Origin of the sequence: Streptomyces sp. NPDC002088 (assembly GCF_040296605.1) — a bacterium.
In the GTDB taxonomy this organism is placed as follows: domain Bacteria; phylum Actinomycetota; class Actinomycetes; order Streptomycetales; family Streptomycetaceae; genus Streptomyces.
Genome location: NZ_JBEOXO010000005.1, coordinates 1 through 14,018, shown reverse-complemented (window position 1 = coordinate 14,018; position 14,018 = coordinate 1). Strand labels below are relative to the sequence as shown.

Annotated in this window: 16 protein-coding genes and 1 pseudogene; 13 read left to right on the top strand and 4 right to left on the bottom strand. The window is 71.9% G+C overall.

The window, feature by feature from the left end:
* Nucleotides 1–17: 17 nt before the first annotated feature.
* Nucleotides 18–464 (bottom strand): hypothetical protein, encoded by a 447-nt coding sequence (locus tag ABT114_RS12175; RefSeq protein WP_351141420.1) that lies wholly within the window; start codon nt 462–464, stop codon nt 18–20.
* Between ABT114_RS12175 and ABT114_RS12170 the strand changes: the two genes are divergently transcribed.
* The gene (locus ABT114_RS12170) at nt 429–1,067 is read left to right on the top strand and encodes a VOC family protein (protein WP_351141418.1); all 639 of its coding nucleotides are present in this window, start codon (nt 429–431) and stop codon (nt 1,065–1,067) included. The genes ABT114_RS12175 and ABT114_RS12170 overlap by 36 nt on opposite strands.
* 56 nt (nt 1,068–1,123) lie before the next feature.
* The gene (locus tag ABT114_RS12165) at nt 1,124–1,525 is read left to right on the top strand and encodes a VOC family protein (protein ID WP_351141416.1); all 402 of its coding nucleotides are present in this window, start codon (nt 1,124–1,126) and stop codon (nt 1,523–1,525) included.
* Here the strand turns inward: ABT114_RS12165 and ABT114_RS12160 are convergent.
* From ABT114_RS12160 to ABT114_RS12150, 3 genes are all read right to left on the bottom strand, one after another.
* On the bottom strand, nt 1,508–2,194 hold the full coding sequence (locus ABT114_RS12160; RefSeq protein ID WP_351141414.1) for a helix-turn-helix domain-containing protein: 687 nt from the start codon (nt 2,192–2,194) through the stop codon (nt 1,508–1,510). The genes ABT114_RS12165 and ABT114_RS12160 overlap by 18 nt on opposite strands.
* A 10-nt stretch (nt 2,195–2,204) precedes the next feature.
* Nucleotides 2,205–2,363, bottom strand: coding sequence for a hypothetical protein (locus tag ABT114_RS12155; RefSeq protein ID WP_351141412.1), 159 nt, complete (start codon nt 2,361–2,363; stop codon nt 2,205–2,207).
* Nucleotides 2,364–2,896: 533 nt separating this feature from the next.
* Nucleotides 2,897–4,075 (bottom strand): YihY/virulence factor BrkB family protein, encoded by a 1,179-nt coding sequence (locus tag ABT114_RS12150; protein WP_351141410.1) that lies wholly within the window; start codon nt 4,073–4,075, stop codon nt 2,897–2,899.
* 261 nt (nt 4,076–4,336) lie between these two features.
* Here ABT114_RS12150 and ABT114_RS12145 point away from each other — a divergent pair.
* The 11 genes and pseudogenes from ABT114_RS12145 to ABT114_RS12095 all read left to right on the top strand — a co-directional run.
* A pseudogene (locus tag ABT114_RS12145) lies at nt 4,337–4,786 on the top strand (pyridoxal-phosphate dependent enzyme); the annotation flags it as partial.
* Between the two features lie 191 nt (nt 4,787–4,977).
* Nucleotides 4,978–6,612 (top strand): acyl-CoA dehydrogenase family protein, encoded by a 1,635-nt coding sequence (locus tag ABT114_RS12140; protein ID WP_351141408.1) that lies wholly within the window; start codon nt 4,978–4,980, stop codon nt 6,610–6,612.
* A gap of 314 nt (nt 6,613–6,926) precedes the next feature.
* Entirely contained in the window at nt 6,927–8,225 is a 1,299-nt protein-coding gene (locus ABT114_RS12135; RefSeq protein WP_351141406.1) for a GAF domain-containing protein, read from the top strand.
* A gap of 152 nt (nt 8,226–8,377) precedes the next feature.
* A complete protein-coding gene (locus ABT114_RS12130; RefSeq protein ID WP_351141404.1) occupies nt 8,378–9,670 on the top strand; it encodes a hypothetical protein in 1,293 nt (430 codons plus the stop codon).
* A 17-nt stretch (nt 9,671–9,687) separates the two neighbouring features.
* Nucleotides 9,688–10,260, top strand: a complete 573-nt coding sequence (locus tag ABT114_RS12125) for a GNAT family N-acetyltransferase (RefSeq protein ID WP_351141402.1) — start codon at nt 9,688–9,690, stop codon at nt 10,258–10,260.
* A gap of 127 nt (nt 10,261–10,387) precedes the next feature.
* On the top strand, nt 10,388–10,471 hold the full coding sequence (locus tag ABT114_RS12120; RefSeq protein ID WP_309486338.1) for a putative leader peptide: 84 nt from the start codon (nt 10,388–10,390) through the stop codon (nt 10,469–10,471).
* 123 nt (nt 10,472–10,594) lie between these two features.
* Nucleotides 10,595–12,292 carry a nitrite/sulfite reductase gene (locus tag ABT114_RS12115; RefSeq protein WP_351141399.1) on the top strand — a complete coding sequence of 566 codons (1,698 nt, stop codon included), beginning with the start codon at nt 10,595–10,597 and terminating at the stop codon, nt 12,290–12,292.
* Nucleotides 12,289–12,471 carry a hypothetical protein gene (locus ABT114_RS12110; RefSeq protein ID WP_351141397.1) on the top strand — a complete coding sequence of 61 codons (183 nt, stop codon included), beginning with the start codon at nt 12,289–12,291 and terminating at the stop codon, nt 12,469–12,471. The genes ABT114_RS12115 and ABT114_RS12110 overlap by 4 nt, the downstream gene beginning before the upstream one ends.
* Nucleotides 12,468–13,178: a phosphoadenylyl-sulfate reductase gene (locus ABT114_RS12105; RefSeq protein WP_351141395.1), complete on the top strand. Its 711-nt coding sequence runs from the start codon at nt 12,468–12,470 to the stop codon at nt 13,176–13,178. The genes ABT114_RS12110 and ABT114_RS12105 overlap by 4 nt, the downstream gene beginning before the upstream one ends.
* Nucleotides 13,179–13,180: 2 nt before the next feature.
* Nucleotides 13,181–13,741, top strand: coding sequence for an adenylyl-sulfate kinase (gene cysC, locus ABT114_RS12100; RefSeq protein ID WP_351141393.1), 561 nt, complete (start codon nt 13,181–13,183; stop codon nt 13,739–13,741).
* The coding region (locus tag ABT114_RS12095; protein WP_351141391.1) for a phosphoadenosine phosphosulfate reductase domain-containing protein at nt 13,738–14,018 on the top strand (281 nt) is incomplete at its 3' end. The genes cysC and ABT114_RS12095, both read left to right, overlap by 4 nt.

Genomic DNA, 14,018 nt, shown 5'->3' with positions numbered 1-14,018 from the left:
TTGCGGCGGACCGGTGGTCAGCCGCCGGCCCCCGGGTTGTTGTTCGGTGCCCCGTCGCCGACGGTGGGCAGGTCGCCGCGTTCGACGGGTTCGGTCGCCGCGGGGGCGGCGGACGGCAGGAGGGCGTCGAGTTCGTCGGCGGAGGGGCGGTGGACCTTGTGGGCCGCCGCGCGCAGGACGTCGCGCGGGACGCCGTCGCCGCCGACCCGGACGACGTAGCCCTTCTTCGGGACGGCGTACTCGCTCTGCTCACCGGCGCTGCGGTACCAGGCGTCGCCGTCGCGCGTGCAGCTGGTCCGGTCGGCGGTGGCGTCTCGGACGGGCTGCGTCGGGCAGCTCCGGGTGTACGGATCACGGGCCCATCCTGCCGCACAGGTGTTCCACAGATGGGGTTGTCGGGAGGAGTGGGGCGCGTAGTCTCTGGCGGGATGAACGCCAACGCCTCTGTCCCGTTGCTGGATCACCTCGTCCTGGCGACCCCCGATCTGGTGGCGACCGTCGCCGACTTCGCCCGGCGTACCGGTGTGACGCCCGCCCCCGGCGGTGTCCATGTCGGGCTCGGCACCCGCAACCACCTCGTCGGTCTGGGCGGCACGAGCTATCTGGAGATCATCGGGCCGGACCCGGAGCAGCCCGAGCCGTCGGGCCCGCGCCCCTTCGGTGTCGACGGCCTGGCCGCCCCGCGGACGATCACCTGGGCGATCAGCCCGTCCGACCTGGACGCGACGGTCGCGGCCGCGCGTGCCCGGGGCTACGACCCGGGCGACGTACGGGCGATGAGCCGCCGCCGCCCCGACGGCACCCTGCTGGAGTGGCGCCTGACCGACGGGGCCTCGGCGCATCCCTCCGGACTGGTGCCGTTCCTCATCGACTGGGGCGCCTCGGCCCACCCCTCGGCATCCGGCCTGCCCGTCACTCCTCTGCTGGCCCTGTCCGCGACCGCTCCCGACCCGGACGAGATCCGGCCCTTGCTGACCGCGCTGGGCACGGATCTCGCGCTCACGGAGGGGCCGGTGGGGCTGTCGTTCATGGTGGAGACGCCCCGGGGGCCGGTGACCTTCGGCTGACGGGCGTGTCCGATTCGTTCAAGACCGGCGGCCGGGTCCCTGCCTACGGTGGCCGTATGAGTCCACGATTCGATGCCATCGGGCTGGTCGTCTCCGACATGGCCGCCTCCGTCGCCTTCTACCGCCGGCTCGGGTTCGCGTTCCCCGAAGGGTCCGAGCAGGAGCCGCACGCCGAGGCCGAACTGCCGGGCGGGCTACGCCTGTTGCTGGACACGGAGGACACCGTCCGCTCCTTCCGCCCGGAGTGGCGGGCACCGTCCGGTGGGGGCCGGGCTGCGCTCGCGCTGCGCTGCGAGGGGCCGGGGGAGGTCGACGCCGTGTTCGAGGAGCTGGTGAGCGCCGGGTGTCGCGGCGAGCTGAAGCCGTGGGACGCCTTCTGGGGGCAGCGGTACGCCGTCGTACTCGACCCCGACGGAAACGGGGTCGATCTGTTCGCGCCGCTAGGACCTGTCGAGTAGCTCTCCCAGCGTCATTCCCGTCAACTCCCGCACGTTCCGGGCCAGATGGGCCTGGTCGGCGTATCCGGCCCGGGCCGCCGTCTCGGCGTGGGGGACGCCGTTGCGGGCCAGGGCGAGGGCCCGTTGCAGGCGCAGGATGCGGGCCAGCGTCTTGGGGCCGTAGCCGAAGGCGGCGAGTGAGCGGCGGTGCAACTGGCGTGCGCCCAGGCCGAGTTCGTCTGCGGTCGCGGCGACCGGGTGGCCCGCGTCCAGGGCGGCGACCAGCCGCGTCAGGAGGGGGTCGGGCGGGGCCGTGTCCGCCGCCAGGTCCATCGCGATGTCCTCCAGCGCGGTCACCGGGTCGGCGGCCGCGTCGACGCGGCCGCACAGGCGCCGTACTTCCGCGGCCGGCCACAGGTCGGCCAGCTCCACGCGCCGGTCGCGCAGTTCGTGCGCCGGTACGCCGAGGAGGGCGGGCGCGGTGCCGGGGTGGAAGCGGACGCCCGCCCAGTGCGCGGGCGGGCCGCCCGGGACGTGCGCCCGCGTGTCCGGACCGGCGACCAGCAGCCGGCCCTCGGTCCACAGCAGGTCCATACAGCCGTCGGGCAGCACGGGGCGCGCGCCGGGCGCCGACGGGGTGTTCGTCCACACCACCGCACCGGCCAGGCGGGAGGGCCGCTCCGCGTACACGTGGGCCAGGCTACGCGGCGCGCGTCCGGTGTTCCTGCGGGTTGAGGACGTACGCCCGCTTGCAGGTGTCGGACGCGACGGACGCGCTGCCGTGGCCGACCCCGCCGGCGATGCCTTCGAGGGTGTCGTCGGTGGCGAGGGCGAGGCGCCGGCCGGTGAGGAACGACATCGGGGGCGCGCCCACGAGGTCCGTGGGGCGGCCGGCCGGTGCGGGCCCCCAAGACGCCCGCTTCGGCCGCGAGCGAGGCGAGCGGGCCGTCCTGGAGGAGACGCGGGCCGTAGCCCGACCCGGAGCGGCCGGTGCCCCGAACCAGCCCGACGCCCCGGCCTCGGGGCAGGAGGAACCAGGCCCGGAGCACGGCGATGACCAGCGGGCCGAGGAGGCGGGCCAGGACCACGTCCTGACCGCCGCTCGAGCGACGTCGAGACTGGACCCGGGACTCGTCCTGCTTGGTGTACTCGTCCGACGTGGGTTCGCCGGACGCGCCGGAAGCGGTCGTGGCTGCTCGCCCATGAGGCGGTCTCGCTCGGCGTACGGCGACTGGTGCCGGTGTCGTGCCGACGTCGCGGGGCGAGGAGCGGGCACGGCCGAGGGGGGGACGCTCCGGGCCGGGACGCCGGGCCACCGGGTGCGCGACGGACTTCGCGCGGGAGGCTGCGGCTGCGGGGCCTGGGAGGCGTGAGCGACACCGGCCCCGCCGGTCACTTCTCCGGGCGCGGTTCCTCCGCGTTCCCGTTCCCCTTCGGGGAACTCTTCGCATGCGTCCGGAGCCGTCCCGTCACGTCCTCCGGTGGCAGGAACCGGGACCAGCGCTCGGGGAACTCGGACGGCATGTCGGGGTCGTCGGGATCATCGTCGGCGTCGTCGTGGTACGAACGTGCGGCCGTCACCCGGGCGACGTACTCCGCGGCCACCTCCTCCCGCAGCCGTTCGTTGGCCGCGCGGGCGGCGGCGGTCGCGGCGGCCGGCCAGACGCGGTCGATCGCGGCGTTGACCGCGGCCCCGACGAGCACGGCGAAGGCGGACACACCGATCCACAGCAGTACGGCGACGGCGGCGGCGAGGGAGCCGTAGATCGTCGCGCCCTCGATGGTGTTCTGGAGGTAGATGCGGAGCAGGAAGCTGCCCAGCACCCACATGGCGAGCGCCACGAGGGCGCCGGGCACGTCCTCGATCCACGGGGAGCGCACCGGCACGGACACGTGGTAGAGCGTCGTCAGGAAGGCGATGGACAGCACGATCACCACGGGCCAGTACAGGACCTGCACCACCGTCGTCGACCAGGGCAGGATCCGCACCACCGCGTCCGGGCCCGCGACCATCAGCGGCAGCGCGACCGAGCCGATCAGCAGCGCCCCGATGAACAGCAGGAAGGCCACCAGACGGGTCTTGACGATCCCGCGGACGCCGTCGAGGCCGTACATGACAGTGATGGTGTCGATGAAGACGTTCACCGCGCGGGAGCCGGACCAGAGCGCGAACAGGAAGCCTATGGAGATGACGTCGGGGCGGCCGCCCTTCATCACGTCGTCCAGGATCGGCTGCGCGATCTCCCTGACGCCCTTGTCGGACAGGACGGTGCGCGAGGCCTCCAAGATGTTGCTCTCGAGGCTGCTGATGCTGTCGGTGCCGGTCCAGTCGTCGACGTAGCCGAGCAGTCCGATGAGGCTCAGCAGCAGCGGCGGCACGGACAGCAGCGAGAAGAACGCCGCCTCGGCCGCGAGGCCCAGGATGCGGTACTCGATGCACGAGTTGACGGTGTCCTTCAGGAGCAGCCAGGCGGTCCTGCGTTTGGAGACGTTCCGGTAGAGGGCACGCGCCCGGTGGAGACGCCCGGAGGGGCTCTCGGGTTGCTCGGAAGACTGACTTGCTGGCTGCACGCCCTAAAGGTATCCGTCGCACGTGCATGCGCTCACCTCCGGTGTGACGGTCGGTCCGGCCGCGCCTGTGGCACCGCTCCCTTCCCTCCCGCAGCGCAATGCGGCAGAAATCGATGAGCAACCCACCAGAAACGACAGGTGAAATCGAACCATTTTTCGGTCATGCCCGTGTTGGCAGAATTTGTATGGTCGGAAAAAAGCGGAACCGGTAATAGCAGATGCACTGCCCGTTCGGTGAGTTTCCCGGTGGGGCGGGTGCGCGGGGTCGGCACCACCGGCACGCTGATGGGCTGCGCCCGCTGGTTCTGGCAGTGGCGGCGCCGGGTGCGGGTGGTCGCCGTCGACAGCGTCGGCTCGGTGACCTTCGGCGACCCGCCGGCCCGCCGGATGATCCCGGGCCTGGGCACCAGCGTGCCGCCACCGCTGCTCGACCCGTCCTACGTCGACGACGTCGTCCGCGTCGAGGAGCCGGACACCGTCCGCACCTGCCGCCGGCTGGCCGGACGGGGCTTCCTGTTCGGCGGCTCCACCGGCACGGTCGTCAGCGGCGCCGCCCAGTGGCTGTCCCACCACGGCCGCCCCGGCCTCACCGCGGTCGCCATCGCCCCGGACCTCGGCGAACGCTATCTCGACACCGTCTACCGCCCGGGCTGGCCGGAGGAGGCACTGGCGCAGGACCCACTGGCGACGGCGCTGTCCCGGCTGGGCTGACCCGGGCAGCCACCGCGGCCGCCCACCGGCACGGTCGTCATCGGCACCGATCGGCGGCTGTCCCCGCACAGCCGCCCCGGCCTCACCGCGGTCGCCATCGCCCCGGCCCTCTCCCGGCTCGGCAGCCCCGGGGCCGCCGCAAGCCGTGTCAGGGCGGTCATGACCGCCCCGGTGGCGGGTAGGTTCCGGGCATGGCAGGCAGTACGCACACCGTGACCAATCAGCCCCCGCCCCTGACCGGATACGACGTCTACTCCGCCGACCGGGCGCTGACGGAGGCGGTCGAACGGCATGTCGATCCGGCGGTGCTGGACGAGGCGCGCGGCGAGCTCGCGGCGCTGGGTCGGGCCGCCGGGTCGACGCAGTCGCAGGAGTGGGGGGTGCAGGCCAACGAGAACCCGCCGAGGCTGCGGACGCACGACCGCTACGGCAACCGGATCGACGAGGTCGACTTCCACCCGGCCTGGCACCGGCTGCTCGGCAAGGGCGTCGCGGCGGGCCTGACCGGGGCCTGGGTCCGGCCGGGCGGGCATGTGCGGCGGGCGGCCGGGTTCCTGGTGTGGACGCAGGTCGAGGCCGGCAACGGCTGCCCGCTGTCGATGACCCACGCGGCCGTACCGGCCCTGCGCCACGACCCGGAGCTCGCCGCCGAGTGGGAGCCGCGGCTGACGTCCACGATCTACGACCGTGAGCTGCGGCCCGCCCGTCTCAAGGCGGGGGCGCTGTTCGGGATGGGCATGACCGAGAAGCAGGGCGGCAGCGATGTGCGGGCGAACAGCACGGCGGCCGTGCCGCTCGCGGAGGCCGGGACGTATGCGCTGACCGGGCACAAGTGGTTCTGCTCGGCGCCGATGTCGGACGGGTTCCTGGTGCTGGCGCAGGCCCCGGAGGGACTGACGTGCTTCCTCGTGCCGCGCGTGCTGGAGGACGGCTCGCGCAACGTGTTCCTGATCCAGCGGCTCAAGGACAAGCTGGGCAACCGGTCGAACGCCTCCTCAGAGGTCGAGTTCGACGGGACGTGGGCGCGCCGGGTCGGTGCGGAGGGGCGCGGGGTGCGCACCATCATCGAGATGGTCGCGGCGACCCGCCTGGACTGCGTGCTGGGCTCGGCGGGCCTGATGCGGCAGGCCGTGGCGCAGGCGGTGCACCACTGCACGTACCGGGAGGCGTTCGGCGGCCGGCTCCTCGACAAGCCGCTGATGCGCAATGTTCTGGCCGATCTCGCGCTCGAGTCGGAGGCGGCGACGACCCTCGCGCTGCGCCTCGCGGCCGCCTACGACGACGGGGGCGAGCAGGAGCGGGCACTGCTGCGGATCGCGGTGCCGGCGGCCAAGTACTGGGTGACCAAGCGGTGTACGCCGGTGACGGTGGAGGCCGCGGAGTGCCTGGGCGGCAACGGCTACGTCGAGGAGTCGGGCCTGCCCCGGCTGGTGCGCGAGTCGCCGCTGAACTCGGTCTGGGAGGGCGCGGGCAACGTCCAGGCGCTGGACGTGCTGCGGGCGCTGCAACGGGAGCCGCAGGCGCTGAACGCCTACCTCCAGGAGGTGGGGCGGGCGCGCGGCGCCGACCACCGGCTGGACGGGGCGATCAAGGGCCTGCTGACCGAACTCGCCGACCTGGAGGGCATCGAGGGGCGGGCCCGGCGGCTCGCCGAGCGGCTGGCGCTGGTGCTCCAGGGCGCGCTGCTCGTCCAGTACGCGCCGCCCGAGGTCGCGGACGCGTTCTGCGCCTCGCGGCTCGGCGGCGACTGGGGCGCGGCCTTCGGGACCCTGCCGCACACCCTGGACCTGGCGTCGATCGTCGAACGGGCTCAGCCGGTGTCCTGACCTGCGGGTATGCGCCACATGACTGCGCGGGGGTGGTGCTGCGCCGACACGGCACCACCCCCGCGAAGTTGGCCCTGCGAGGCCAGAAACGCCGCTCGGGAGCGGCGTAGGTCAAGTTTCAAACACCCCTTGGATATTCACCAGGGTTGCAAGGGGTTGCAACTTGCTGGTCTCTGTGTCCGGACTGTGTCCCTCCGTCATCGGCGAGCGGCAGTATGTGACGCACCATCTGAACCAGCGGAACAGGACCGGAAACCGTCGGCCGAGGGGCTTGACATCGTCCGGTTGTCGCAGGCCCCTCCTGGGAGGACCCAGTGGCGAACTCGCCGAAGAACGTGACGCAACTCGCCGCCGTCGACGCGGCGCGCGCGGCGCGGATGCTCAGCGACGTGCGCGACGCCACGCTCGCCGGACAGCGCGCGCGCATCGCTCCCCGCCCCGTGATCGAACAGTCCTGGGGGCGCATGCTGCGCAGCGGCGTCGACCCCGAGCACGACTTCAGATCGGGGCTGCTCGCCCAGGACGAGGTCCAGCGGCGCCGGGAGGAGTCCCCGCTGCGGCACGTCCTGCCGGTGCTGCGCGCGGGGCTGCTCCAGGTCGCGGACGTCGCCCACCACATCATGGTGATCGCCGACGCGGAGGGCCGGGTGCTGTGGCGCGAGGGCTGTTCGCCGGTGCTGCGCAAGGCCGACGGGCTCGGGTTCGAACTCGGCGCGGACTGGCGTGAGGACGTCGTCGGCACGAACGGGGTGGGTACTCCGGCGGTGGTGCGCCGGCCCGTCCAGGTGTTCGCCGCCGAGCACTTCGTACGCAGTCACACCTCCTGGACCTGTACGGGCGCGCCGATCACCGACCCCCGGGACGGCCGGCTGCTGGGCGTGGTGGACATCAGCGGCCCGCTGGAGACGATGCATCCGGCCACGCTCTCCTGGGTCGACTCGGTGGCCAAGCTGGCCGAGGCCCGGCTGCGCGAGCTGCACCAGAGCTCGCTGGAGCAGCTGCGCGCGGTGGCGGCGCCGGTGCTGGCGCGGCTCGGCGACCGGGCGGTGGTGGTGGACCGGGACGGCTGGACCGCGGCCGTGACGGGGATGCCGTACACGAACCGGATCGCGCTGCCCAAGTCGCTCTCGGCGGGCCGCCGGTGGCTGCCGTCGCTCGGGCTGTGCTCGGTGGAGCCGCTGGCGGACGGCTGGCTGGTACGGGCCGCCGACGAGGCTGCCGAGCCGCTGCCGCAGGCGGCCACCCGGATCGTGCTGGACCTGGGCCGGCCGCGCAGCTGGTCGGTGACGGTGTCGGGCAGCGCTGGTTCCTGGTCCCACGAACTGAGCCCCCGGCATGCCGAGTTGCTCTACCTGTTGGCCGTGCACCGCTCCGGGCGCAGTGCCGCGGGCCTGGCCGGCGACGTGTTCGGCGATCCGGGCCGCACGGTGACGGTACGGGCCGAGATGTCGCGGGTACGGAAGTACCTCGGGGGATTCCTGGAACACCAACCCTATCGTTTCTGCGAAGACGCGGACGTCGAGGTCCTCCTGCCGGACGACCCACGCGACCTGTTGCCGCACTCGACGGCACCGGCGGTGACGGAGGGACGGGCATCCGCCTTCCTACCGTAAATGACTCACCCGGTGGCATCTTCGGCATATTTGCGAGGTCTTCGTCCCCGGCAGTCCCCACCTGCCGTAGCATCCCCTGTACGGGTCACCCCACCTGCTCCTCGGTCAACGTGACGACCACCAGGCGCAGTTGGCCCGCCTCGGGAGGTCGGATGAAGCAACGTGGCAGACACCGCCGGCGCAGACGGGGCCAGGCGCTGCGCGCGTTCCTGGCCGGGACGGCCCTCGCGCTCACCGCCGCCGCCACCATGATCAGCGCCTCGCAGGCCACGGTCGCCGGCGACCCGGGCGCGCTGAAGCCGCTCACCTCGTCCGCCGAGACCGCCAGGCTGCGACTGACGGAGAACCTGCTGCCGCAAGGCGACCTCGACCGGCTCGCAGGGGAGATGGGGCGGCCCGTCGGGGTCACCGCCGTCCTCGCCGGGGCCGACCACACGCTGCGTACCGCGGCCGACTGCACGTCCGCCGAGAAGCGGGCGCTGCCCGTCGAACCCGCTGCCACGCGCGCGTACTGCTGGAACGCCGCGGACACCGCCGGCTGGCAGCCCGGGGCGGTCACCACCTCCGGGGACGCGGACGACGACGGCCGCTGGGGCGCGAACCGCGTGATCCTCTCCGGCTGGACCGCAGGCGGCGGCGCGGCGGCCGACCGGGGCCTCGCCCGGGTCGCCTTCGTGGACGCGGGCGACCTGGACCACCTCAGCTACACCTGGGCGCTCCTCGCCGTCCCGGTCGACGGCGGCCGCGACTACCGGGGGCTCACCTCCCATGTGTCCGGCATGGTCTGGTACGAGGACAAACTGCTGGTCACCGCCGACGACGGCGACCGTGCCGCGCTGTACGTCTACGACATGAACCGCGTCCAGCGCGCCACGGTGGACGCCGAGGCGATCGGCCGGGTGGCCGACGGCTGGTCGGCGCACGGCTACCGGTACGTACTGCCGGCCATCGGCTCCTACCGGCTGACCGGCGGCGACGGCGCCCCGCACCCCGGCGGTATCTCCCTGGACCGCAGTACGACCCCGGACAGCCTGGTCGCGAGCGAGTGGACCCTCGCCGGCGGCGACCGGCGCGCCCGCCTGTGGCGCTACTCCTTCAGCACGGCCCCCGACCGCTCCGGGCTCCTCGCCACCGGCGCCGCGGGTCACGCGGACGCGGACGAGGCGTACGAGACGAAGACCTCCGAGGTCCGGGGCGTGCTGTCGTACCGGTCACACTGGTACGTCAGCCGCGCGGCCGGCACCCAGGGCGGGCCCGGCGGCCTGTGGCGGCAGGACACCGACGGCGCCCGGGCCACGCAGTGCGGATCCGAGGGGACGCGCCGCTGCTGGAGCCCGCAGACGGAGTCCCTCTCCTACTGGCAGGAGACCGGAGAGGTCTGGTCCCAGTCCGCGCGGATGCTCTTCGCACTGCCGCTGGCCTCGATCGACAGATCTCTGGACTAGATGGTTCCCTGTCCGGCATGAGCAACATCGCTGTGACCACCTGGTCCCTGGAGCAGACCGCGCCGACCGACGCCCTCCCGGCCGCCGCGCCCGAGGGGGACGTACGGATCGTCCGCTCCGAAGTGCCCTCGCCGGAGTTCAGCCGCTTCCTGTACGCGTCCGTGGGCGGGGACATCCGCTGGATCGACCGGCTCGGCTGGACGTACGCGCAGTGGCAGGAGCACCTGGAGCGTCCGGGTGTGGAGACGTGGGTCGCCTACGACCGGGGCACGCCCGCGGGCTACGTGGAGCTGGAGCCGCAGGACGACGGGGTCGTGGAGATCGTCTACTTCGGGCTGATTCCGGCCTTCCGCGGGCGGCGGATCGGCGGGCACCTGCTGTCGTACGGCGCCGCCCGCGCCTGGGACCTCACGGATCGCTGGCCGGGACTGCCGGGGACCAAGCGGGTGTGGCTGCATACCTGCAGCCTGGATGGCGAGCACGCGATGGACAACTACCTGCGCCGGGGGTTCAAGCTGTTCGACACCAAGGTCGAGGAAGAGCCGGAAGTGTCGGCACCGGGCCCCTGGCCGGGCGCCTACCCCGCCTGACCTGCATTGACAAGGCAGCCCGCAAGCCATGTGACCGAAGACACCCTCGTCTCACATTCCGAGACCAGGATGTCCGCATGACGGACGAAGCTGGACTGTGTCCAGATCGCCGTGACACGCTTCCGTCATGTCTGGAACTGGAATTGCCTTGGTGAGTCGGCGGCACGTCGACCTCGGCCGCATGTCCAGCGCCATCTGTCCGGCGAGCTGACGAGCCGCAGCACCGCCGACTTTCCCTTTTTGGTTTCCCCCTGCGCAAAGCCGCGCACGTACGTTTTCCGTGCGCCCGCACAGGTAAGAGCCGCATTCCGCCTGTCCCGAAGGACGTAGAACCATGGCCGCCACCCCGCAGAACCCTGCTGCCGCAGCGCCCCGCCGCAAGGTGAGCCGTCACCGCGGTGAGGGTCAGTGGGCCGCGGGTCACTTCACCCCGCTCAACGGCAACGAGCAGTTCAAGAAGGACGACGACGGTCTCAATGTGCGGACACGCATTGAGACGATCTACTCCAAGCGCGGGTTCGACTCGATCGACCCCAACGACCTTCGGGGACGTATGCGCTGGTGGGGGCTGTACACCCAGCGCAAGCCCGGGATCGACGGCGGCAAGACCGCGATCCTGGAGCCGGAGGAGCTGGACGACAAGTACTTCATGCTGCGGGTGCGGATCGACGGCGGACGCCTCACCACCCAGCAGCTGCGCGTCATCGGCGAGATCTCGCAGGAGTTCGCGCGGGGCAGCGCGGACATCACCGACCGGCAGAACATCCAGCTGCACTGGATCCGGATCGAGGACGTTCCCGAGATCTGGAACCGCCTGGAGGCCGTCGGCCTGTCCACCACCGAGGCCTGCGGTGACACCCCCCGAGTGATCATCGGCTCGCCCGTCGCCGGCATCGCCGAGGACGAGATCATCGACGGCACGCCGGCCATCGACGAGATCCACAGCCGGTTCATCGGCAGCAAGGAATTCTCCAACCTGCCCCGCAAGTTCAAGACGGCGATCTCCGGTTCGCCACTGCTCGACGTCGCCCACGAGATCAACGACATCGCGCTCGTCGGCGTCGAGCACCCCGAGCACGGCCCCGGCTTCGACCTGTGGGTCGGCGGCGGCCTGTCCACCAACCCCAAGATCGGCGTCCGGCTCGGCGCCTGGGTCCCGCTGGACGAGGTCCCGGACGTCTGGGCCGGCGTGATCGGAATCTTCCGCGACTACGGCTACCGGCGGCTGCGTACCCGCGCCCGCCTGAAGTTCCTGGTCGCCGACTGGGGCCCCGAGAAGTTCCGCCAGGTCCTGGAGGACGAGTACCTCCAGCGCAAGCTCGTCGACGGCCCGGCACCCGCCCAGCCCGTCGAGCGCTGGCGCGACCACATCGGCGTGCACCGGCAGAAGGACGGCCGTTTCTACGTCGGTTTCGCGCCGCGTGTGGGCCGCGTGGACGGCACGACGCTCTCGAAGATCGCCGAGCTGGCCGAGGGGCACGGCTCCGGTCGCCTGCGTACGACCGTCGAGCAGAAGATGATCGTGCTGGATGTCGAGGAGTCGCAGGTCGAGTCCCTCGTCGAGGGCCTGGAGGCGCTGGACCTGACGGCCAAGCCCTCGCCGTTCCGGCGCGGCACCATGGCCTGCACCGGCATCGAGTACTGCAAGCTCGCCATCGTCGAGACCAAGGCGCGCGGCGCCTCCCTGATCGACGAACTGGAGCGCCGCATCCCGGACTTCGACGAGCCGATCACCATCAATCTCAACGGCTGCCCGAACGCCTGCGCCCGTATCCAGGTGGCGGACATCGGTCTCAAGGGCCAGCTTGTCCTCGATGACAAGGGCGAGCAGGTCGAGGGCTTCCAGGTACACCTGGGCGGCGCTCTCGGCCTGGAGGCCGGCTTCGGCCGCAAGGTCCGTGGCCTGAAGGTCACTTCGGAGGAGCTGCCGGACTACGTCGAGCGCGTCCTGAAGCGGTTCCAGGCCGAGCGCGAGGACGGCGAGCGGTTCGCGACGTGGGCCGCCCGCGCCAGCGAGGAGGCCCTCTCATGAGCGAGCGGGCCGCCCCTTTCTACTGCCCCTACTGCGGCGACGAGGACCTGCGTCCCAACGAGCAGGGTCACGGCGCCTGGGAATGCGCGGCATGCAACCGCGCATTCCAGCTGAAGTTCCTGGGGCTGCTGGCCCATGGACTTCACAACTCCAACGCCGGAGGGGACGAGCCGATATGACGACGACTCAGGAAGAGCGCACCACCGAGGAGTTGAAGGCGCTCGCCGAGCAGGCCGGGCGCGACCTGGAGGACGCCTCCGCGCTGGAGATCCTCCAGTGGGCGGTCGACACGTTCGGCAGGCGCTTCTGCGTGACCTCCTCCATGGAGGACGCGGTGGTCGCGCACCTCGCGTCCCGTGCCATGAAGGGCGTGGACGTCGTGTTCCTCGACACCGGCTACCACTTCCCGGAGACCATCGGCACCCGTGACGCGGTCGAGGCCGTGATGGACGTCAACGTCATCACCCTCACCCCGCGCCAGACGGTCGCCGAGCAGGACGCGCAGTACGGTCCCAAGCTGCACGACCGCGACCCCGACCTGTGCTGCAAGCTCCGCAAGGTCCAGCCCCTGGAAGAGGGCCTCAAGGGCTACCAGGCCTGGGCGACAGGACTGCGCCGCGACGAGTCCCCGACCCGGGCGAACACCCCGGTCGTCGGCTGGGACGAGAAGCGGCAGAAGGTCAAGATCTCCCCGATCGCCCGCTGGACCGAGGACGACGTCGACTCGTACGTCGCCGAACACGGCGTACTGACCAACCCGCTGCTGATGGACGGCTACGCCTCCGTCGGCTGCGCTCCCTGCACCCGTCGCGTCCTGGAGGGCGAGGACGCGCGCGCCGGCCGCTGGGCGGGACGCGCCAAGACCGAGTGCGGGCTGCACGACTGACCATGACAAAGATTCAGGAGACACACGTGACGACCGGAGCCACCGTCTGGCTCACGGGTCTGCCGAGCGCCGGCAAGACCACCATCGCGTACGAGCTGGCCGGGCGGCTGCGCGAGGAGGGCCACCTCGTCGAGGTGCTCGACGGCGACGAGATCCGCGAGTTCATCTCGGCGGGCCTCGGCTTCAGCCGCGAGGACCGGCACACCAACGTGCAGCGCATCGGCTTCCTCGCCGAGCTGCTCGCCCGTAACGGCGTCAAGGCCCTGGTGCCGGTGATCGCGCCGTACGCGGACAGCCGGGACGCGGTGCGCAAGCGCCACCAGGAGAGCGGGGCGGCGTACCTCGAGGTGCATGTCGCGACCCCGGTCGAGGTGTGCTCCGTACGCGATGTGAAGGGCCTGTACGCCAAGCAGGCCGCGGGCGAGCTCTCGGGGCTCACCGGGGTCGACGACCCGTACGAGGCGCCTGAGTCGCCCGATCTGCGGATCGAGTCCCACAACCAGAGCGTGCAGGAGTCCGCGGCGTCGCTGTACGCCCTGCTCAGCGAGAGGGGACTGGCATGACGACCGCAGCCGAGGTCAAGGGCGGCGAGGAAGGTACGGCCGGCCCCTACACCCTCAGCCACCTGGACGCGCTCGAGTCCGAGGCGGTGCACATCTTCCGCGAGGTGGCGGGCGAGTTCGAGCGGCCGGTGATCCTGTTCTCCGGCGGCAAGGACTCCATCGTCATGCTGCACCTGGCGCTGAAGGCGTTCGCTCCGGCGACCGTGCCCTTCTCGCTGCTGCACGTCGACACCGGGCACAACTTCCCCGAGGTCCTCGAGTACCGCGACCGCACGGT